Here is a 19656-nt window from a genome sequence, read left to right on the forward strand (position 1 = left end):
GACCCCCGGTCGACCCGAAATTCCCTGATTGCCGAATATTTGCCGGTACGGTCTGCCTAGTCGTGTGCTCGAGTGGCCGATCGTGCGGCGGTGACGTCGGCGGTCATCGTGGGAAGGCGGGTTCGATGGCGCGGAACAGCGGTTATGCGCTGGACGGCGAACTGACCGAGGCTCTCATCAAGTCCAGGAGATTCTTCACGCGCACCGAGATGTCGCCGGACCTGCGCAGCGAGTACCTCCACGGCGGGCGCGAGGCCGACGACTTCTACCGCGACCGCTGGTCGCACGACAAGGTGGTGCGCTCGACGCACGGGGTCAACTGCACCGGCTCCTGTTCGTGGAAGGTTTTCGTCAAGGACGGCATCATCACCTGGGAGACCCAGGCGACCGACTACCCCTCGACCGGACCCGACCGCCCCGAGTACGAACCCCGCGGCTGCCCGCGCGGCGCGGCTTTCTCCTGGTACACCTACTCGCCGACCCGGGTGCGCTACCCGTACGTCCGGGGTGTGTTGCTGGAGATGTACCGAGAGGCCAAGAAGCGCTTCGGTGATCCGGTGCTCGCCTGGGAATCGATCGTGTCGGACCCCGAGCTCTCGCGCCGCTACAAGAGCGTGCGCGGGCGCGGCGGCCTGGTCCGCGCGAGCTGGGACGAGGCGGTCGAATTGATCGCGGCGGCACACGTGCACACGGTCAAGCGGTTCGGGCCGGACCGCATCGCCGGGTTCTCCCCGATTCCGGCCATGTCCATGACCTCCTTCGCGGCGGGCTCGCGGTTCATGTCCCTGATCGGCGGGGCCATGCTCTCGTTCTACGACTTCTACGCCGACCTGCCGGTGGCCTCGCCGCAGGTGTTCGGCGACCAGACCGACGTGCCCGAATCCGGGGACTGGTGGGACGCGGGCTATCTCATCATGTGGGGCTCCAACGTCCCGGTGACCCGCACCCCGGACGCGCACTGGATGGCCGAGGCGCGCTACCGCGGGCAGAAGGTCGTCTCCATCGCCCCGGACTACGCCGACAGCGTCAAGTTCGCCGACGAATGGGTCGCCCCGCATCCGGGCACCGACGGCGCGCTGGCCTTCGCCATGGGACACGTGCTGCTGCGCGAGTTCTTCATCGAGCAGCAGGTGCCGTACTTCCAGCAGTACGTGCGCCGCTACACCGATCTGCCGTTCCTGATCCGGCTCGAGGAGACCGCGGACGGCTTCCGCCCCGGCAAGTTCCTCACCGCCGCCGACCTGCCCGAGTTCGCGGGCGAACCCAACGCGGCGTTCAAGACAATCTTTCTGGACGGCGCCGGAAAACCGGTGCTGCCCAACGGTTCCCTGGGATTCCGCTACGGCGACGAGGGCGCGGGTAAGTGGAATCTGCAACTCGGCGACGTCGAGCCGCTGCTGAGTATGGACGGCGAGCGGTCGGTGCCGGTGACCCTGCCGCGCTTCGACACCGGCGACGGCTCGGCGGCGGAGCTGCGGCGCGGGGTCCCGGTGCGCACGGTCGGCGGGCATCTGGTCACGACCGTCTTCGATCTCATGCTCGCGCAGTACGGTGTGCACCGCCCGGGGCTGCCGGGGGAATGGCCCACCGGCTACGACGATGCCACCCAGCCCGGCACCCCCGCCTGGCAGGAGGCGATCACCGGCGTTGCACCCGAGGTCGCCGCCCGCATCGGACGCGAATTCGCCACCAACGCAGCCGAATCGCGCGGCCGGTCGATGATCATCCTCGGCGCCGGCACCAACCACTGGTTCCACTCCGACACCATCTACCGCACGTTCCTGGCGCTGACCACCCTCACCGGCTGTCAGGGCGTGAACGGCGGCGGCTGGGCACACTATGTCGGACAGGAGAAGTGCCGTCCGGTCACCGGCTGGGCGCAGGTCGCCAACGCCCTGGACTGGACGCGCCCGCCGCGCCAGATGATCCAGACCGCGTACTGGTACCTGCACACCGATCAGTTCCGCTACGACCCGTTCAGCGCCGACGCGCTCACCACCACCGCGGGCAACGGCAAATTCACCGGGCGCTCCACCGCGGATCTGCTCGCGCAGACCGCGCGGATGGGGTGGATGCCCTCGTTCCCGACCTTCGACCGCAATCCGCTCGACCTGGTGGACGAGGCGGAGGCCGCCGGGGTCGCGCCCGCCGATCACATTGTGGCGCAGCTGAAGTCGGGGGAGTTGGGCTTCGCCTGCGAGGACCCGGACGATCCGCGGAACTTCCCGCGGGTGCTGACCATCTGGCGTTCGAACCTGCTGGGTTCCTCGGCCAAGGGCAACGAGTACTTCCTCAAGCACCTGCTCGGCGCGGACTCCTCACTCCGCGCGGAGGAGGCTCCGTCGGGTTCGCGGCCCGTCGAGGTGCGCTGGCGCGATCAGGCCCCGACCGGCAAGCTCGATCTGCTGCTCACCCTGGACTTCCGGATGACCAGCACCACCATGTTCTCCGACGTGGTGCTGCCCGCGGCCACCTGGTACGAGAAACACGACCTGTCCTCGACGGACATGCACCCGTTCGTGCACTCCTTCAGTCCGGCCATCGCCCCGCCGTGGCAGACGCGCACGGACTGGGACGCGTTCATGACCATCGGCAAGGAGTTCAGCAGGCAGGCCGCCCGGCACCTGGGCGTGCGCAAAGATCTGGTCGCCACCCCGCTGCTGCACGACACCCCCGATCAGATGGCCACTCCGCACGGCGTGGTCCGGGACTGGAAAGCCGGTGAGTGCGAACCGATTCCGGGCGTGACCATGCCGCGGCTGACGGTCGTCGAACGAGATTACCCCGCGGTCCACGCCAAGATGCGCGCCATCGGCCCGCTGCTGGACACGCTCGGCGCGACCACCAAGGGCATCACCTACCGGGTCGAGCGCGAGATCGACTATCTCGGCAGGCACAACGGCATCGTGCACGGCGGACCGGCCGACGGGCGGCCCTCGCTCGCGCGCGATATCGACGCCTGCGAGGCGATCCTGGCGCTCTCGGGCACCACCAACGGGCACCTGGCGACCCAGGGCTTCCGGACCCTGGAACAGCGCACCGGCACCGCGCTCGCCGATCTGGCCGCCGAGCACGAGGGCAAGCAGGTCACCTTCGCGGACACCCAGCGCGCGCCGGTTCCGGTCATCACCTCCCCGGAGTGGTCGGGGTCGGAGAGCGGGGGCCGGCGGTACTCGCCGTTCACGCTGAACGTGGAGCGGCACAAGCCCTGGCACACGCTCACCGGCCGGCAACATTTCTACCTGGACCACGATTGGATGCAGGAGGTCGGGGAGGGCCTGCCGGTGTACCGGCCGCCGCTGAACATGACCGCGCTGTTCGCCGAAACGCCGCTGGGGTCGCAGGACGCGCAGGGTTTGACCCTGCGGTATCTGACCCCGCACTCCAAGTGGTCGATTCACTCGGAGTACCAGGACAACCTGTTCATGCTGAGCCTCTCGCGCGGTGGTCCGACCATCTGGATGTCGAACCTGGACGCCGCGAAACTCTCGATCTCGGACAACGACTGGATCGAGGCGGTCAACCGCAACGGCGTGGTGGTGGCCCGCGCGGTGGTCTCGCACCGCATGCCCGAAGGCACGGTGTACATGCATCACGCGCAGGATCGGCTCATCGACGTCCCGCTCGCGGAAGCCTCGGGAAAGCGCGGCGGCATTCACAATTCGCTGACCCGCCTGCTGATCAAACCGACCCATCTCATCGGCGGCTACGCCCAGCTCTCGTTCGCCTTCAACTATCTCGGCCCGACCGGTAACCAGCGCGACGAAGTGACGGTCATCCGCCGTCGCAGCCAGGAGGTTCGCTACCGATGAAGCCCATGGCACAGATGGCAATGGTGATGAACCTCGATAAATGCATCGGGTGCCATACCTGCTCGGTCACGTGCAAGCAGACGTGGACCAATCGCGCGGGCGTGGAGTACGTGTGGTTCAACAATGTGGAAACCCGTCCCGGACAGGGGTATCCGCGCACGTACGAGGATCAGGACAAGTGGCGCGGCGGGTGGTCGCTGGATCACAAGGGCCGGTTGAAGCTGCGCGGCGGTGGGCGGATGCACAAGCTGTTCACCATCTTCGACAATCCGATCCTGCCCGAGCTGGCCGACTACTACGAGCCGTGGACCTACGACTACGAGACGCTCACGACCGCGCCGGTGCAGCAGAACACCCCGGTGGCGCGGCCCAGGTCGCTGATCAGCGGTAAGGACACGAAGATCACCTGGTCGGCCAACTGGGACGACAATCTCGGTGGCGCACCCGAACTCGCGCAGTCCGATCCGATCCTGAAGAAGGTCGGGGACAAGGTGAAGTTCGAGTTCGATCAGACCTTCATGTTCTATCTGCCGCGGATCTGCGAGCACTGCCTGAACCCGGCGTGCGCGGCGTCGTGCCCGTCGGGGGCGATCTACAAGCGGGAAGAGGACGGCATCGTCCTGGTCGATCAGGATCGGTGCCGCGGCTGGCGGATGTGCATATCCGGTTGCCCGTACAAGAAGGTGTTCTTCAATCACCGCACGGGCAAGGCCGAGAAATGTACGTTCTGCTTTCCGCGGCTCGAGGTCGGGCTGCCGACGGTGTGCGCGGAAACCTGTGTCGGGCGGCTGCGGTACATCGGGGTCATGCTGTACGACGCCGACACCGTCGCGCAGGTGGCGGCCACGCCCGACGAGAAGGATCTCTATGCCGCGCAACGCGATGCGTTCCTGGATCCCTTCGATCCGCAGGTGATCGCGGCCTGCGAGCGGGCGGGTATGCCGCGCGACTGGGTGCGGGCGGCGCAGGATTCGCCGGTGTACGCTCTGATCCGCAAGTACCGGGTGGCGTTGCCGTTGCATCCGGAATACCGCACGGTGCCGATGGTCTGGTACATCCCGCCGCTGTCGCCGGTGGTGGACGCGCTGCGCGATACCGGGCACGACGCGGAGGATCACGGCAATCTGTTCGCGGCCATCGAGGCGCTGCGGATTCCGGTGGAGTACCTGGCGGAGTTGTTCACCGCCGGGGATACCGAACCGGTGAACGACGTGCTGCGCAAGCTCGCCGCCATGCGCAGCTATATGCGCGACATCAATCTCGGGCGCGAGTCGCGGCCGGAGATCGCCGCGCGGGTCGGGATGAGCGAGCAGGAGATGTACGACATGTACCGGCTCCTCGCCATCGCCAAATACGAAGAGCGGTACATCATTCCGTCCGCGCACGCCGAACAGGCACACGGGCTCGAGGAACTTGCGACCGACTGCAGCCTGGACTACGACGGCGGGCCGGGCATGATCACTTCGGGGCCGTTCGGTGAGAGTTCGGGGCAGCCGACGCCCATCGCGGTGGAGAACTTCCGGATGCTGCAGGACCGGCAGACCGCGGACTCGTACGCCGGGGTCGAGGGCAGCGGGCGGGTGAACCTGTTGAACTGGGACGGGCGCGGTACCCCCGAAGGACTCATGCCGAGCGACGAGGGCGGGAGGCACCGCCGGTGAAGGTGCCGGAGTCCGTGCGGGCGGGCGCGTTTCAGGTGCAATCGCTGTTGCTCGCCTATCCCGACGAGAGTGTGCTGGATGCGCTGCCGATGCTGCGGCGGGCGGCGGCCACGCTGCCGGCGGGGGTCGGCGCGCCGTTGCGGCCGCTGCTGAATCATCTGGAGAACACCGATCCGGTGGAGCTGGCGATCGAGTTCGTGGACACCTTCGACCATCGCAAGCGGTTCAGCCCGTACCTGACGTGGTTCCTGTACGGGGACACCCGCAAGCGCGGGATGGCGCTGCTGCGGTTCAAGCAGCTGTACCGGGCCTCGGGGCTGCTGCTCGAGGACGGGGAGCTGTCGGATCATTTGGCCGTGGTGCTCGAATTCGCTTCCACGCACCCGGTTCCCGGGCAGGAGCTGCTCGAGGAGCATCGGGCCGGGATCGAGGTCATGCGCCGGGCGCTGCACGAGGCCGAGTCGCCGTGGGCCGGGGCGCTCGATTCGCTGTCGGCGACGCTGAAGCCGTTGCGCGGTGACGAGCAGGAGGCCATCGCCCGGCTCATCGCCGAGGGGCCGCCCGGTGAGGACGTCGGCCTGGAGCCCTTCGCGCCACCCACCTACATGCCGCAAGTGATCGGAGGCCGTCGATGAACCTGAGCGCCAAGGATGTTCTGCTGTGGGTCGGCGTGCCGTACGCCGCGCTCGGCATCTGCGTGGTGGGGCTCGTCTGGCGCTACCGCTACGACAAGTTCGGGTGGACCACCAGGTCCTCGCAGATCTACGAGAACCGGCTGCTGCGCCTGGGCAGCCCGCTGTTCCACTACGGGATCGTGTTCGTGTTCCTGGGACACGTTGTGGGCCTGGTGATTCCGGAGTCCTGGACCGAGAAGATCGGCATCAGCGAGCACATGTATCACACGGCGTCCTACAGCCTGGGCGTCGTGGCGGGCGTCGCGACGGTGGCCGGCCTGCTGATCCTGATCTACCGCCGGCGTACGGTCGGCCCGGTCTTCTCCGCGACCACCCGGAACGACAAGATCATGTATGTGCTGCTGGGTCTGACCCTGGCCCTGGGGCTGGGCGCCACCCTCTACGGCAACCTGACCGGCAATCCGCACAATTACCGCGAGGACGTCTCCCCGTGGTTCCGGTCGATCTTCTACTTCCAGCCCGAACCCGAGCTGATGGTGAACGCCCCCTTGGGTTTCCAGCTCCACGTGCTGTCGGCCTGCGCCCTGTTCGCCTTCTGGCCCTTCAGCCGCCTGGTGCACGTGTTCTCGGCCCCCATCGGCTACCTGACCCGCCCCTACATCGTCTACCGCAGCCGCGACGAGGCTACGATCGGCACCCACAAGACCCGCCCGGGCTGGGAACGCGTGCAGTAGTCGCTCTCCCTGCCCGGTGGTGACCACGGACCGGCTTTCGGACCATCCGAAAGCCGGTCCGTCGTTTTGTATCGGGCGCCGGTCAGTATCGGATCTGATCGAATCGCGCACAGTAGTCGGCGGGCAACGTCGCCTCGTTCAGCAGCAATATGCCGGTCAACATGATCAACGCAACCCCCGCAACGGTCACCAGTATCGGAACGGCCTCGCTGAATCTCTCCCAGGCCGGCGACGTGCGCAGCAGCCGGTTCGAGCCGACGGCGATCATCCCGGCCACCAGTGCGATGGTCACCATCGCGACGAGCCCCGAGGCCCCGAGAAACAGCAGCCAGAAGGCCGACCCGCCGTCGAGGTCGTGCACACAGTCGACAACGCTCCCGACCATCCGGTCATAGGTGATCCACGCGGCCCCGACCCCGCCGATCGGGTACAGCGGTATCACCCACGCCGACCACCGCCGCCCCACCGGATGAAATTGCTCCCCAAAGGTTCTCGCCGTCTCCACTCGGCCACGCTGTCACACGCTTACCCCGCCACCCGGTTTCCCCACGAGATCCCCGAAGGATCCCGACACTTCCTTCACGAATACTCCCGGCATTCCTCGCGCCTGTTCACTAAGAGACCGATCGCCTGGCCTTTCGGTCCCTTCTCGGGGCATGCCTCGTGGGACGAGCGGGTGTGGTCCAGGTATGCGTTCGATATCCGCCGTGGCGGTGGATTGAGCTGGATAGTGTTGTGGCCCATGGAGTCCGATAGATACGAGTACTTCGCCGGGTTGCCGCGCAAGCGGATGGGGGCGGGGGCGGTGTTCGTGGACGAGGGGGACCGGGTGCTGCTGGTCGAGCCTACGTACAAGGACCATTGGGAGCTGCCCGGCGGAGTGGTCGAGGCCGACGAATCGCCGTTGGCGGCGGTCGTTCGGGAGGTGGGGGAGGAACTGGGGCTGGTCGTTCCGGTGGGGAGGCTGCTGGTGGTGGACTGGGTGCCGCCGGGGCGGTATCCCACCGACGGGGTGATGTTCCTGTACGACGGGGGAAAGCTGGACCGGGAGCAGACCGCGGCGATCGCGCTGCAGGAGTCCGAGCTGCGCAGCTGGGCCTGGTGCGATGAGGGCGAGGCGACGGAGCGACTGCCCGCGCTGCTGGCCCGGCGGGTGGCTGCCGCGCGGGCAGCTCGGCACTCGGGCCGCACCGATTACCTCGAAAACGGTTTCTCCACAGCGTGATACATTCGCCGCGAATCACCGTCCGAGGGCGGCCGCGAGATGCAGGTTGTCGACGTCCCGTAACTGTCGCCGGCCGGGAATCTGCAATCCGGCCTTCCCGCAGGCCTCCACCAGAAGAACGTGGACTCCCCAGGTCAGCAGGGGCGGCTCGGCGAGTAGGTGGAGCAGCGGTTCTATACGATCGCCGAGCTGCTTGATGGCTTCGAGGCGAATCGCTTCGCGAAGATCGGTGCGCGCCAGCGCGACCAGCCGTTCGTCGAGTGCACCGGGCGGCGTGTGGGCGGCACAGGTGGCCAGCGCCTCGTAGCCGGCTGTCCCGGCGACCGCACCGGATTCGACCAGATCCCAGGTGAACGCGGCAACCTCGCGGGCAGCGGGCACGTAGCGCAGGTAGTAGACGGCGGACTTGCGGACGCCCGCGTTCTGGTCACGGGCCAGCTCGAGCAAACGGTCGGTCGCGTGCCAGTTCGCCAGGGCGGCACAACATTCGGCTCGCACCACCGAATCCGGGTGCGCGGCCAGGTAAGCCGCCAGGCCGGGGCGATCGGAGGCTCGCACCCCACTCCAATCACGGTCTCGCAGCATCGCGAATTTCGGCGCCCACGAACCATCGGGATCGGAGAACAGGTCGATGACTTCGGGCGCGGGCGGCGCGGACGGCTTGATCGGGGGCGGCCCGGGAGACCACGGATCCGGCTCGACATCTTCGTTCCCCAGCAGGTCGGCGACCGGCTCGATCCACCCTGCCAGGGACGACCGTTCGGACTCGAAATCGGCCAGCAGGTAATCCTTGGCGTCCCGGGCCATCACCGCGCGCTCGCCTTCGCCCTGCCCGATCTCATCGAGCGACCGCAGCGTCGCCCGGCTGGGGTAATAGCGCAGCGTGTCGATCGCCGCGCACGCGACGGCCTCGTCGTCATCGGCGGCGGCCCGATGCAGGCCGGGTTCGGCGGCAACCGGCTCGTCCCAGAGCAGTGAGTCGGCCGCGGTCCGCCGGACGGCCGGATCGGGATGCGCCAGCCCAGCGATCTTGTACTCCTGCCAGTGCGGCTCCTCGAAGCCGAACTGGAGTCCGATGATCGCGTCGCGGTGGAGCACGTGGTTCGGGTCGCGGGCCACCGGTTCGATCAGATCGGTTTCGTCGCGGGTGGCCTCTCGGATGATGAACGCGCGCACCAGGTCATCCCCGGACGCCCACCAGTCGCGCAGCTCACCGCTGCCGGGTACCGACGCCGCTTCCGACAGCACCAGAAATGCCGCCTGCCGCACCGTGTCCGGGCGGGTGCGATCCCGGCCGATCGCGGTGAGCGCCGGGACTGCTCGTGGGTCTCCCACCCTCCAGAGTGCGTCGGCGACCGAATCGTCGGCGGTTTCGGTCAGCTCGCGTATCAGCTCGAAGGTCGCAGAGCGGTCCTGATCTCGAGCGATGCGATCGAGTTCGTCCTTCGAATGCATCCGCACATCCTGTCCGAGTGGCGCGCATGAAGCTATCGAATTCGGTGGTGGTCCGGTGGCGGTGACCATCGATGATTCGATTTTTCGTGCACTATCGGCGTTCTCGTGGCGGAATCGCGCCGGTTGGGCCGGATCGTGCACGAAAATTGGGGCAACCCGACTCAGACGACCCGCACCGGGTAGCGGATGAGGGTCTTCAACCGCTCCGGTGCGACCCGGCCCGGAGCCGAGAGGTAGATCTCGTGGTGCCTGCCGGCGATCGTCCTGCCCTGTGCGGCAAGGAAATCCATCAGCCGATCGCGGGTCGGGGGCTCGGTCGCGTAGGGGCCTACGTGCAGGATCTGGCCGCACTCGCCTTCGTCGAAGTTCTCCCAGCGCACCTGATCCACGGGGAGCTCCGGCTTCTTCTTCCCGGTCACCGTGAACGCCTCCGCCACTACCTCCGGTGTCGCCTGCGGGGGTTGCTGCAGCATCATCGTCCACGTCCAGTCCGACCTGTCCGCGCTCGGGCCGCCGTCCCACTGGCCGGACAGCGCGGGTACGGAATAGATCACCGTGGCCGCCGACTTCAGCAGGGCACGAACCCCGTAGGCGACCGAGTACAGGGCGCTCACCGCCGCGGCGTACTCGGGCCCGTCCGGATCGCCTTTCCCGTCGATCATCAGGTAGGGCAGCTCCGGCACGGTCAGCAGCACCGGCTCCGGCCGTGCGGCGTACAGCTCGCGGTACTGCTTCTTGAAGTCCAGTGTGTCCATGGGGCGAGTATCGGCCCTCCAGCGACGGGAGGGTCAACGCCACGACGGACGATCGATACGGTGGGACCATGACCGATTCGCCGACGCCCATCACGCACCCGGAGCTGGGGGTGTTCGAGCGCGCGCACACCCGGCTCGCCGACGGGCAAGTGCTGCAACACGACTGGTACGAGTGCCGGGTGCCGGGCGCGAGCGACGAGCTGGAGCTGATGCTCGAGACACCCGACCCCGACCGGGCACGCGCGTTGCTGCCGGTGCTCGCGGGCGCCGTCAGGGCGCTGCCGACGCTGAGGCGGGTGGCCTCGGACGCGGTCGCCCACGCGTTCGGTGAACCGACCCCGCAGGAACTCGAGGAGGCGGCGGCGGACCTGCGGGTGGTCACCGTCGCGGCGCGCACCGACGGCACGATCGTGCTGCACCTGGACGACAGCTGCGGCGAGCACTTTCTGGACGGCTACTGGCCGGCGGTGGTGCTGGACTCCGCGTTCGAGGTACTCGAGGTCACCGTCGAGGCCTGATCCGCGCGGGCGCTCGCCGGAGAGCACAGCCGCTCCCCGCTAGACCAGGACAGCGCAGGGCACGAGATCCCGAGTGAGCGCTTGTTCACCAATTGTTGGCTCGCGGAACAGCATCCGGCCGCGCGCGGCTCGCCGACCCGTCACCCGCCGTGGTCAGGGTGATGCGGTTTGTGTGTTCAGCAGGATGTGAGGTTTCGATGAGCAGTTCCACACGTGGGCGGACCAGGTGGGCGGCGGCGGTCACCGGCGCGGTCGTGGCGTTGGCGAGCGCGGTGAGCTGGGTCGCGCCGGGCGAGGCCGCGGCCGCCGCCTGTGAGAGCGTCTCCACCGGATCGGGCGGACTCGGCGGCTCGAACTACGGGTGCGCCAAAGCCGGGGATCTGCTGGACGTGCGGATCGGCGACGTGCTGCCCACGCAGCCCTCGCTCGGGTACGACGAGGTCTACTACAAACTGGGCCGGTACACGCTCGGCAAGGACGCGATCAACAAGAAGTTCGACGACTGGTGCGAGGCCAACGGCCAGGGCGTGGCCGCGTCCGCCGGCGCCGGCGCGAAGCTGCGTGACGCCTCCTCGTTCCAGTGCGAGATCGCGGTCGGGCAGGAGACCGCCGACAGCATCGCGCCCATGAAGACGGTCGTGATCGGCCCCGGCGGGCAGGCGTACCTGACCGACGGGCATCACACCCTGACCTCGTTCCTCGAGACCCCGGACGGTGGCGCGAACGCCCATGTGCGCCTGCGGGTTCTGGACAACCTGAGTGCGCTGTCGCACCAGGACTTCTGGGAGCGCATGCGGGCGAACGGCTGGGTGTGGCTGCAGGATGTGGCGGGCAAGCCCATCCAGGTCGGTCAGCTGCCGCGCGCGCTGGGGCTGGCCAACTTCGCCGACGACAAGTACCGCAGCCTCATGTACTTCGGCCGCGACATCGGCTACGAGGCGGGCACCATCCCGTTCCAGGAATTCTATTGGGGCGCATGGATGCGCGACGCCAACGTGGTGGGCGACTGGAACCGCAACGACCCCGCCGCCTACCTGGCAGCGGTCAAGACGGTGACCGAGCGGCAGGTCGCTCTCGGCGCGGGCACCGTCGTCGCCGCGGGCAAGACCGCCGGTGAACTCGGCGTGCTCGCCGCCTGGAACGACGGAAAGGCCGCCACCAAGGGCGAGTTCGCCAAGCTCTCGGTGCCCTACGCCGAGGCCAAGCCCGGCAAGATCGCCTACGCCGTCGAGTACCGCCTGCGCCACAAGCGCTGACGCCGATCGCCGCGCTGCCGCCGGAGCACGTACGTGCTCCGGCGGCACCGCGGCGGTGGCATTTTCGGAGACATCGCGGACCGGCGGGCAGGCCGGTCCGGCGGCGAACGCGCTGGTCAAGACGACCCCATATATATTCCTTGACAGGAATATTCTTTTCATAGAATATTTCCCCTCATGGAAGAGATCGCATCGGCGCTCGGGGACAGCGCCCGCTGGCGGATCGTCGAACTGCTCGCCGAACGTCCGCGATCGGTCGGCGAACTCGCCGAACTGACGGGGCTGCGGCAACCGCAGACCACCAAGCACCTGCAGACGCTCGCGCGCGCCGGGCTCGTCACGACCTCACCGCTCGGGCAGCGGCGGATCGCCGCCGTCGAGGCGGAACCGCTGCGGGCCTTCGCGGACCGACTGCGCGAGCTGGTCGACACCGTCGAAGCCACCGCGGGTGAGCGCGACGCCGTCGCGAACTACCGGGCCGCGCTGGACGCCGCCGCGGCCGTCGCCGACCGGTCCGGATGGGCGAACGGACGGACCTTCGTCTTCGAGCGGGCGCTCGCCGCGACCCCGGACGAGGTGTGGCGCCACTGGACCGATCCGGCACTGCTCGAAACCTGGTGGGCGCCACCGTCCATGACGATCACCGATTGCGTGATCGAGCCCCGGCCCGGCGGCCGCGCCGTCCTGGACTATCGCGACGCCGAGGGACGGTACCGCTCCGCGGGCACGGTCCGCGCCGCGACCGAACCCGGACACCTCGCCTTCGATCTGACGGTGTTCGACCCCGCCGGCGCGGTCTCCTTCACCGGTGCGTACGAGCTGACCCTGACCGCGGACGCGGGCGGCACCGCGCTGCGCCTCGGCCTCACCATCACCGACTCGGCCGTCGCGGCGGCCCCCTTCATCGCCGGCATCGACACCGGCTGGGGCCGGGTCCTCGACCAGCTCCGCTCCCTCGTCGACGCCGTGAATTGACCACCACCGCAAGGAAAGTAGAACAGATATGACCATCTCGACCGGGCGCGTCGTGACCGCCAACATCGCCCTCACCATCGACGGCCGCTACAACGGCCCCGGCGGTCCCGCCGATGCCGCGGCGATCGTTCCCTACGCCACCACCGAGGTCGCCCGCCGGCATCTCGGCCGTATTCACGAGAACGCCACGACCGCCGTCCTCGGGCGCAAGAACGCCGAAGGCTTCCTCGGGTACTGGCCGACCGTCGCGGCGGACGACGACGCCGATCCCCGCGACCGCGCCTACGCGAAGTGGCTGATCGACACCGAGAAGGTCGTCTTCTCCACCACGATCACCACCGCGCCCTGGGAGCGCACCCGGATCGTGAACGCCCCCGCCGCCGAGGTGATCACCGGTCTGAAAGCCGTTGGCAGCGGCGAGATTCTGATCAACACCAGCCCGACCGTCACCAAGGCGCTGCTCGCCGCCGACCTCGTCGACCGGCTGTACCTGCTCATCACCCCCGAGATCGCCGGCTCCGGCGAGCGACTGTTCACCGACGGCCTGCCGGGCTCGGCCTGGCGGCTCGCCGATCAGGAGGTCGGCGAACTCGGCGAGATCGCCCTCATCTACGACCGCGCGCGCTGATCGTCGCGATGCCGATCTCGGTTCGGGTGCCGGGCACAGTTGAGGTGCCGGGAACGGGCGGGGCCAGAACGGTCGAGTGCCGGGCACGGTGTGCGAGTGCGGATTCCAGCGGCATGGGATCGAATCCGAGCCGCACGCGTCCGCGCGAAGACCTCGACGCCGAGCGCAGTAGGCATGCGCGCGCGGGCGGAGGCCGCGTGCCCGAGGCGCGGCACACCGGCCGGGCTACCCCGGCGTAGTCGCCGAGAGGTAGCCCGGGTCCTCCTTCCGGCGCTGTCAATACCGCTCAGGTCGCATCGGGGATGGGGGCCGCCGGGGGATGTGAGCCGGTCGGCGCGGCCGTAGCGTGGCGGTATGGCTGTTCAGGTGGAGATGACGACGGGGCGGCGGATCGCCGAAGTCGACATTCTCAGAGGGTTCGCTCTGTTCGGGATTCTCGTCACCAACGTGATGGTGGGGACGATGCTGATGTCCTTCACCGGCACCGCGGCCGACCCCGTGCCCATGTTCGACGGCGGGTGGGATCGGACCGTGTACGCGGTCATGTACGGGTTGTTCCTGGGCAAGTTCTATCTGCTGTTCGCGTTCCTTTTCGGGTACTCGTTCACCCTGCAGATCGCCGCCGCCGAACGGGCCGGGGCACGGCCGGTCCCGCGACTGCTGCGCCGCAGCGGTGCGCTGTTCCTGCTGGGCCTGGCGCACGTGCTGTTCCTGTGGATCGGCGACATACTCACCCTCTACGCGGGTCTGTGCGCAATCCTCGTGCTGCTGCGCAAGATTCGGCCGCGCACGGCGCTGATCGCCGGCCTCACGCTGTACGCGATCTACGCGGTGATGTCGTTCTTCACCGGCGGCGGCGGGGTCGCGGGGCTGGGGGAGCTGCTCGACCTGCCGCGAATGCACGCGGGCTACACCGGCGACTTCGGCGACACCCTGCACGAGCAACTGCGGACCGGGCCGGTCTTCATGATCTTCACCTGGCTCGGTCAGGGCGTCCCGAGCCTGGGCATGTTCCTGATCGGCCTGGCGGCGGGCAAACGCGGACTCTTCGAGAACAGCGAACTCCTGAACCGCTGGACGCCGGTCGCCATACGCGTGGGATTCGGTGTCGGACTCCCGATCTCGATCGCGACCACCGCCTACTGGGCCATCGACGGCGACACCCCCGCGGTCCTGCACGGCCTCCAGGAAGTGGCGAACCCGTTCATGACCGCGGGGTATGTCGCGGGCATCGTGTGGCTCGCCCGCTGGCGGTGGGCCTCGGCCATCACCGTCCTGGCTCCCGCGGGAAAGATGGCTGCCACCAACTACATAGCCCAGTCGGTCATCTTCATGGTCGTCTACACCGGTTACGGCCTGGCCCTCGCCGACCGGGTGCCCCCGCTCGCCGTTCTCCTCATCGCCCTGCTGACGTACGTCCTGCAACTCTGGGCCGGCGAGCGCTGGTTGCGGCGGCACGGCTACGGACCCGTCGAATGGCTGCTGCGCGCGGCCACCTACCGCACGATCCCGCCCTGGCGGAAAACTCCGGCATGAGCGCCGGCCGATGAATCTCGCGCCGCCGCACCGTCTGTACCGGTGACCCCGTCGACCGTGCGCAAGGAGCAGATCATGACCTCGACCCCGTCCGTGACCGCTGGAACGCTCGCCGTGCCCGATGGGCGGCTCTACTACGAGGTGCGCGGCGCCGGGCCGCTGGTGGCCCTGGTCGGCGCGCCCATGGACGCGGTGCCGTTCGAGCCGGTCGCCGAACTCCTCGCCGCGGACTTCACGGTGCTGACGCTGGATCCGCGCGGACACGGGCGCAGCGTGCTCGACGATCCGGAGAGCGATTCGACGCCCGAGTTGCGGGCCGACGATCTGGCGCGGCTGATCGCCCAGGTGGGAGCGGGCCCGGCCGCGGTCTTCGGGTCGAGCGGCGGCGCGGTCACCACTCTGGCACTGGCACAGACGCATTCGGCGCTGGTGCACACGGTGATCGCCCACGAGCCGCCGCTGCGGGAGTTGCTGGCGGACCGGGAGAGCTACCGGGCGCAGACCGACGAGATGATCGCGCTGCACCGGGCGGGCGACGTACGCGGGGCCTGGGCCGCGTTCTTCCGCATGACGGGGCTGACCATCCCGGAGCCGATGCTCAGCGGGATGCTGGAGCAGATGTCGAGCCCGGACCGCGATCCGGTGGAGATCGCCTCGGACAACTACTTCTACAACCACGAGCTGCACCAGACCTCGGGCTGGCTGCCGAACCTCGACGCGCTGCGCGCCGCGCCGGCCCGCATCGTCATCGGAATCGGCGAGACCTCGACCGGGCAGTTCTGCGATCACACCTCGCGGGCGCTGGCCACCGCACTCGGCAGCACCCCGGAGCTCTTCCCCGGCGGGCACGGCGGATTCACCGAGGATCCCGCGGCGTTCGCCAAGCGCGTGCACGAGGTGCTGCGGGACAACTGACCGCCGGTGCGGGCGGCGGCGGGCCCGCCGCCCGCACCGCTCACGGCCGTACCCCGCCGTACTCCCGATACCCGGCGATTCGAATGGCTCGCCGGCCGCGGTCGGTCGACCGCCACCCCACGGGCCCCTGCAGTGTCGACACCGCGAGCCCGGCTCGCTGCAAACCTAGTAGTGCCCGGCGAATCGAGGTTTCGGGTAGCCCGGTCGCGAGCGTCAACTGCCGCACGGTCATCGCGGCGGTGACGCTCGATCGGGGGAGTGCACCAAGAACTTTCGCCTGGGTATTCGTCAGCGCCATCCACGCCCCTGTGGTCGTTTCGGTTGAGGATCGCCGACGCCAGCGGGCCGCTCACTCCCGGTCCGGCGCCGATGCCGATCTTCACGTTAGGGAATTCGGCCCACCCACCGGAAGGATGTTGCGAATTGTTGCGAGTGGTCGAATGCGGGCTCCGGCAGCAACTTTCCACCCTTGACCGCATGCGCGGCGGAGGCGACCATGGAGGTTTAGGGCGCAACTGTTCGCAACTCTCGAGACAGGTAGGCCGCCATGCGTTTGACGTTCGTCGCCAAGGATCCGGGCTCGAATCCGACCGGTTCGCCGACGCTGTACCGCACCGATCGGGGGTCGTGGGTGGTGCAGGGCTGGGCCATCACCGATCCGGACACCCTGGCCCAGATGAACATTCCGGACGGCGAGTCGTGTGTAGAGATCCCGGACCGCCTGGTGCCGTTCTTCGAACAGGGAGACAGTGTTCTCGATCAGTGACGACGAGTTCGACCGCCTACTGATCGATTTCCGGCGCGAGGCGATCCATCTCGAGACCCGCGATGTCTACGGCACCGCGACAGAGCTACCGCACCTGGCGCGGTGGGCCGCCGGTGAGCCCGACGACCTACTCTGGCTGCACGACTGGTGCACGACCCTGCGCGCGCACACCGCCGCGGGCCGCTCGGTTCGCCGGGCCCGCATCGTCTCCGAACCGCTGAGCGACTATCAGCTCTGGTCCTACAGCATCGCCCGGCCCATGATCGAGGCCGGTGAGGACATCCGCTGGGTGCCCCGCCGGCTCACCTCCTCGCTCCGCTTGCCCGGCAACGACTTCTATCTCATCGACGACCGCCTGGTCGTCTTTCTGCACTACTCCGGGAACGGCTCGGCCACGGGCAAGACCATTTCCACCGCTCCCGACGATATCGAGCTGTGCCGCAACGCGTTCGACGCGGCGTGGGCCCTGGCAATTCCGCACCGTGAATACCAACCCGTCTAGTTCGGCACAGGAGGCTCGGCGCGCGCTCGGGGCACGCCTACGCGAGATCCGCAGGGAAGCCGGCTTGACCGCCCGGGAGGTCGCCGCGGCCACCGGTCAGCACTACACCCGGGTGTCCAAGCTGGAGAACGGTATTCAGACGCCCACCGACGGGGACATTCGCGACTGGTGCCGGGCCTGCGCCGCGGACGGCCAGGTCGAGGATCTGCTCGCGACCCTGCGGGCGGTCGATTCGGCCTACGTGGAGTTCCGCCGGGCGGGCCGCGCCGGTCTCAAACGGGTGCTGGGCGCGCACACCCAGCAGCGGTACGAGCAGACCAGGGTGTTCCGGATCTACGAGCACAACGTGATCCCCGGTCTCTTCCAGACGCCCGAGTACTCCGCGGCCATGCTCTCGTTCTGGATCCGATTCCTCGGGGTCCCCAACGACGTGGAGGCCGCGGTGGCCGTGCGCCTCGAGCGCCAGCGGGTGCTGCAGCGCGGCGGCAAGCGGTTCGTCGTCATTCTCGAGGAGCAGGCCCTGCGCACCTGGTTCGGTGACGCGGAGGTGCAGGCGGGCCAGCTCGGTCGGCTGCTCGAACTCATGGCCGCGCCCAGTATCTCGCTGGGCATCATCCCGCTGATGATCGAGCGCCAGGCGGTGGCCTCGACCGGTTTCTGGATCTTCGACGACGAACTGGTCGCCCTGGAAACCCCCACGGCCAGTATTCAGGTCACCCAGCCCGCCGAATGTCAGATGTACGCCCGCATGTTCGAGGTCCTGAAAGGTTCGGCCGTCTACGGCCGCGAGGCCCGCGCGATCATCCTGCGCACGCTTGCCGACCTCACCCGCTGACCGGTGGCTACGGGTGCCCCGCGCGCGGCGCCGGCGCGGGGGCGGTGAGGATCTGGCCGGTGCGCGTGGCGGCGGCGGACATGCCTTCCGCGCCTTGCCATTCGGCGACCACGACGTACAGCGTGTTGGACTGGGCCCCACCGAGCGTGCAGGCGAAGGCGGCGCGGTCCAGCGGTACCTCGGCCAGGATCTGGCCGCCCTCGCGGACGCGGACGCAGCGGGTCATGGCCGCGCACCACACGGCGCCCTCGGCGTCGATGCAGATGCCGTCGGGGTGGCCGTCCACCTCGGCCCAGACGCGGCGGTGCGAGAGACCGCCGTCGGGTTCGATGTCGAAGGCGGTCAGGCGTTTGGCGTGGGACTCGGCGACGATGAGGGTGCCGCCGTCGGGGGTGATGACCATGCCGTTGGGAAAGTGCAGGTCATCGGCGACCGTGCGGGCCGTGCCGTCGGGGGAGACGACCGCGATCAGGCCGGGGGCGGGTTCCGCGCCGCCCATCATGTCGTAGCCGATGGAGTTCACGTAGGCGTTCCCGTTGTCCGCGACCACGATCTCGTTCCAGGGATGCGGGGACAGCGTGCTCAGATCGGTCACCGTGTGCAGCCGGGTGTCGTACTCGCGCCGCAGCAGCTTGCGCCCGTCGCCGTTGGCCAGCACGAGCATGCGCCCGTCCGGCAGCCAGTCGAAACAGAAAGGCAGGCCGGGGATTTCGAGCTGGACGAAGTGCCTGCCCTGGTAGTCGACGGTCAGCACCTGACCCGCGAGCCAGTCCGAGAGCCAGAGCCTGCCGTCGTGCCACCGAGGTGACTCGCCGAGCGCGAGCCCCTCCATCAGTACCGTGGGAGTTATCGAAGAGCTTGTGGTCATGCTTCACCTCCGGATCGGTATCGTCCAAAAGTGCAGACGGCCTCGAGCTCGAAATGTCATCGTCGCTACACCAGGGGCGGTAGTACCCAGCGGGCGTAGGTGTTCTCCGGGCTGACCGTGATCACGTCCGCCACCTGAACTATATCGTCGGGAACCGTGCCGTCGAAGTGCTCGAGGCTCGGGGTGATGATCGCTTCGGCCTCCAGCAGGGAGATCGCGTCACTCAGGTGCGCGCCCGTGGTGTCCGGATTCAGGACCATCGTCTTGCACAGGTCGTATCCCAGGCGCCGCGCCACGTGCTGAATCTGCGCCCGATGCCACTGTAGTTGAACCCCCGACACGTCCTGCCGGAGAAATCCGATCGCCGCCGGATGTGCTCGCATTCGTCCGCCTCCCACCGAGTCCCGGCCCACTGTCCACGCTATGTCGAAGCCGCCGTGCCCACCGGGGATCTCGCATAAGTCGCAAAACAATTATGGGTCAAAATCGGGCACGCGCCACCGAAAGGCGGAACTCGCACCGGGACCCGGGGTACCGGGCACGAAACGGGCCCGCCGTCCGAGACGGCGGGCCCGTTGTC

Annotated in this window: 19 protein-coding genes; 14 read left to right on the forward strand and 5 right to left on the reverse strand. The window is 68.4% G+C overall.

Annotated elements, in window-relative coordinates; translation table 11 throughout:
- Nucleotides 1–125 precede the first annotated feature (125 nt).
- From ACWDOP_RS06275 to narI, 4 genes are read left to right on the forward strand one after another with little or no spacing between them, the layout of a single operon-like run.
- The gene (locus ACWDOP_RS06275) at nucleotides 126–3812 is read left to right on the forward strand and encodes a nitrate reductase subunit alpha (protein ID WP_456344203.1); all 3687 of its coding nucleotides are present in this window, start codon (nucleotides 126–128) and stop codon (nucleotides 3810–3812) included.
- On the forward strand, nucleotides 3809–5473 hold the full coding sequence (narH, locus tag ACWDOP_RS06280) for a nitrate reductase subunit beta (protein WP_456344204.1): 1665 nt from the start codon (nucleotides 3809–3811) through the stop codon (nucleotides 5471–5473). Before ACWDOP_RS06275 ends, narH begins: the two co-directional genes overlap by 4 nt.
- Complete coding sequence (gene narJ, locus ACWDOP_RS06285) at nucleotides 5470–6108, forward strand: nitrate reductase molybdenum cofactor assembly chaperone (RefSeq protein WP_456344205.1); 639 nt, start codon at nucleotides 5470–5472, stop codon at nucleotides 6106–6108. Before narH ends, narJ begins: the two co-directional genes overlap by 4 nt.
- Nucleotides 6109–6110: 2 nt before the next feature.
- On the forward strand, nucleotides 6111–6842 hold the full coding sequence (narI, locus tag ACWDOP_RS06290; RefSeq protein WP_456344282.1) for a respiratory nitrate reductase subunit gamma: 732 nt from the start codon (nucleotides 6111–6113) through the stop codon (nucleotides 6840–6842).
- Nucleotides 6843–6924: 82 nt separating this feature from the next.
- Here the strand turns inward: narI and ACWDOP_RS06295 are convergent, their stop codons facing one another.
- Entirely contained in the window at nucleotides 6925–7308 is a 384-nt protein-coding gene (locus ACWDOP_RS06295; protein ID WP_456344206.1) for a hypothetical protein, read from the reverse strand.
- Nucleotides 7309–7584: 276 nt separating this feature from the next.
- Between ACWDOP_RS06295 and ACWDOP_RS06300 the strand changes: the two genes are divergently transcribed.
- The gene (locus tag ACWDOP_RS06300) at nucleotides 7585–8067 is read left to right on the forward strand and encodes an NUDIX domain-containing protein (RefSeq protein ID WP_456344207.1); all 483 of its coding nucleotides are present in this window, start codon (nucleotides 7585–7587) and stop codon (nucleotides 8065–8067) included.
- A 15-nt stretch (nucleotides 8068–8082) separates the two neighbouring features.
- Here the strand turns inward: ACWDOP_RS06300 and ACWDOP_RS06305 are convergent, their stop codons facing one another.
- Nucleotides 8083–9522 carry a HEAT repeat domain-containing protein gene (locus tag ACWDOP_RS06305; RefSeq protein ID WP_456344208.1) on the reverse strand — a complete coding sequence of 480 codons (1440 nt, stop codon included), beginning with the start codon at nucleotides 9520–9522 and terminating at the stop codon, nucleotides 8083–8085.
- 161 nt (nucleotides 9523–9683) lie between these two features.
- Nucleotides 9684–10277: a GyrI-like domain-containing protein gene (locus tag ACWDOP_RS06310; protein WP_456344209.1), complete on the reverse strand. Its 594-nt coding sequence runs from the start codon at nucleotides 10275–10277 to the stop codon at nucleotides 9684–9686.
- Nucleotides 10278–10345: 68 nt separating this feature from the next.
- Here ACWDOP_RS06310 and ACWDOP_RS06315 point away from each other — a divergent pair, with 68 nt between their 5' ends.
- From ACWDOP_RS06315 to ACWDOP_RS06355, 9 genes are all read left to right on the forward strand, one after another.
- Nucleotides 10346–10795: a hypothetical protein gene (locus tag ACWDOP_RS06315; RefSeq protein WP_456344210.1), complete on the forward strand. Its 450-nt coding sequence runs from the start codon at nucleotides 10346–10348 to the stop codon at nucleotides 10793–10795.
- A 197-nt stretch (nucleotides 10796–10992) separates the two neighbouring features.
- On the forward strand, nucleotides 10993–12051 hold the full coding sequence (locus tag ACWDOP_RS06320; RefSeq protein ID WP_456344211.1) for a ParB/Srx family N-terminal domain-containing protein: 1059 nt from the start codon (nucleotides 10993–10995) through the stop codon (nucleotides 12049–12051).
- Between the two features lie 177 nt (nucleotides 12052–12228).
- On the forward strand, nucleotides 12229–13026 hold the full coding sequence (locus ACWDOP_RS06325; protein WP_456344212.1) for a metalloregulator ArsR/SmtB family transcription factor: 798 nt from the start codon (nucleotides 12229–12231) through the stop codon (nucleotides 13024–13026).
- Between the two features lie 28 nt (nucleotides 13027–13054).
- A complete protein-coding gene (locus tag ACWDOP_RS06330) occupies nucleotides 13055–13654 on the forward strand; it encodes a dihydrofolate reductase family protein (RefSeq protein WP_456344213.1) in 600 nt (199 codons plus the stop codon).
- 354 nt (nucleotides 13655–14008) lie between these two features.
- Nucleotides 14009–15190, forward strand: a complete 1182-nt coding sequence (locus ACWDOP_RS06335) for a DUF418 domain-containing protein (protein WP_456344214.1) — start codon at nucleotides 14009–14011, stop codon at nucleotides 15188–15190.
- A 75-nt stretch (nucleotides 15191–15265) separates the two neighbouring features.
- Nucleotides 15266–16105: an alpha/beta fold hydrolase gene (locus ACWDOP_RS06340; RefSeq protein WP_456344283.1), complete on the forward strand. Its 840-nt coding sequence runs from the start codon at nucleotides 15266–15268 to the stop codon at nucleotides 16103–16105.
- A gap of 547 nt (nucleotides 16106–16652) precedes the next feature.
- Nucleotides 16653–16871 carry a hypothetical protein gene (locus ACWDOP_RS06345; protein WP_454208256.1) on the forward strand — a complete coding sequence of 73 codons (219 nt, stop codon included), beginning with the start codon at nucleotides 16653–16655 and terminating at the stop codon, nucleotides 16869–16871.
- The gene (locus ACWDOP_RS06350; RefSeq protein ID WP_456344215.1) at nucleotides 16855–17373 is read left to right on the forward strand and encodes a DUF6879 family protein; all 519 of its coding nucleotides are present in this window, start codon (nucleotides 16855–16857) and stop codon (nucleotides 17371–17373) included. The genes ACWDOP_RS06345 and ACWDOP_RS06350 overlap by 17 nt, the downstream gene beginning before the upstream one ends.
- Nucleotides 17354–18208, forward strand: coding sequence for a helix-turn-helix domain-containing protein (locus tag ACWDOP_RS06355; protein ID WP_456344216.1), 855 nt, complete (start codon nucleotides 17354–17356; stop codon nucleotides 18206–18208). The genes ACWDOP_RS06350 and ACWDOP_RS06355 overlap by 20 nt, the downstream gene beginning before the upstream one ends.
- Before the next feature lie 7 nt (nucleotides 18209–18215).
- Here ACWDOP_RS06355 and ACWDOP_RS06360 read toward each other — a convergent pair whose 3' ends face one another.
- Together ACWDOP_RS06360 and ACWDOP_RS06365 are read right to left on the reverse strand one after the other, a co-directional pair.
- Nucleotides 18216–19076, reverse strand: a complete 861-nt coding sequence (locus ACWDOP_RS06360) for an SMP-30/gluconolactonase/LRE family protein (RefSeq protein WP_456344217.1) — start codon at nucleotides 19074–19076, stop codon at nucleotides 18216–18218.
- Nucleotides 19077–19141: 65 nt separating this feature from the next.
- Entirely contained in the window at nucleotides 19142–19372 is a 231-nt protein-coding gene (locus ACWDOP_RS06365; RefSeq protein ID WP_456344218.1) for a hypothetical protein, read from the reverse strand.
- Nucleotides 19373–19656: the final 284 nt, after the last annotated feature.

The sequence above is a fragment of the Nocardia sp. NPDC003693 genome, assembly GCF_053981095.1.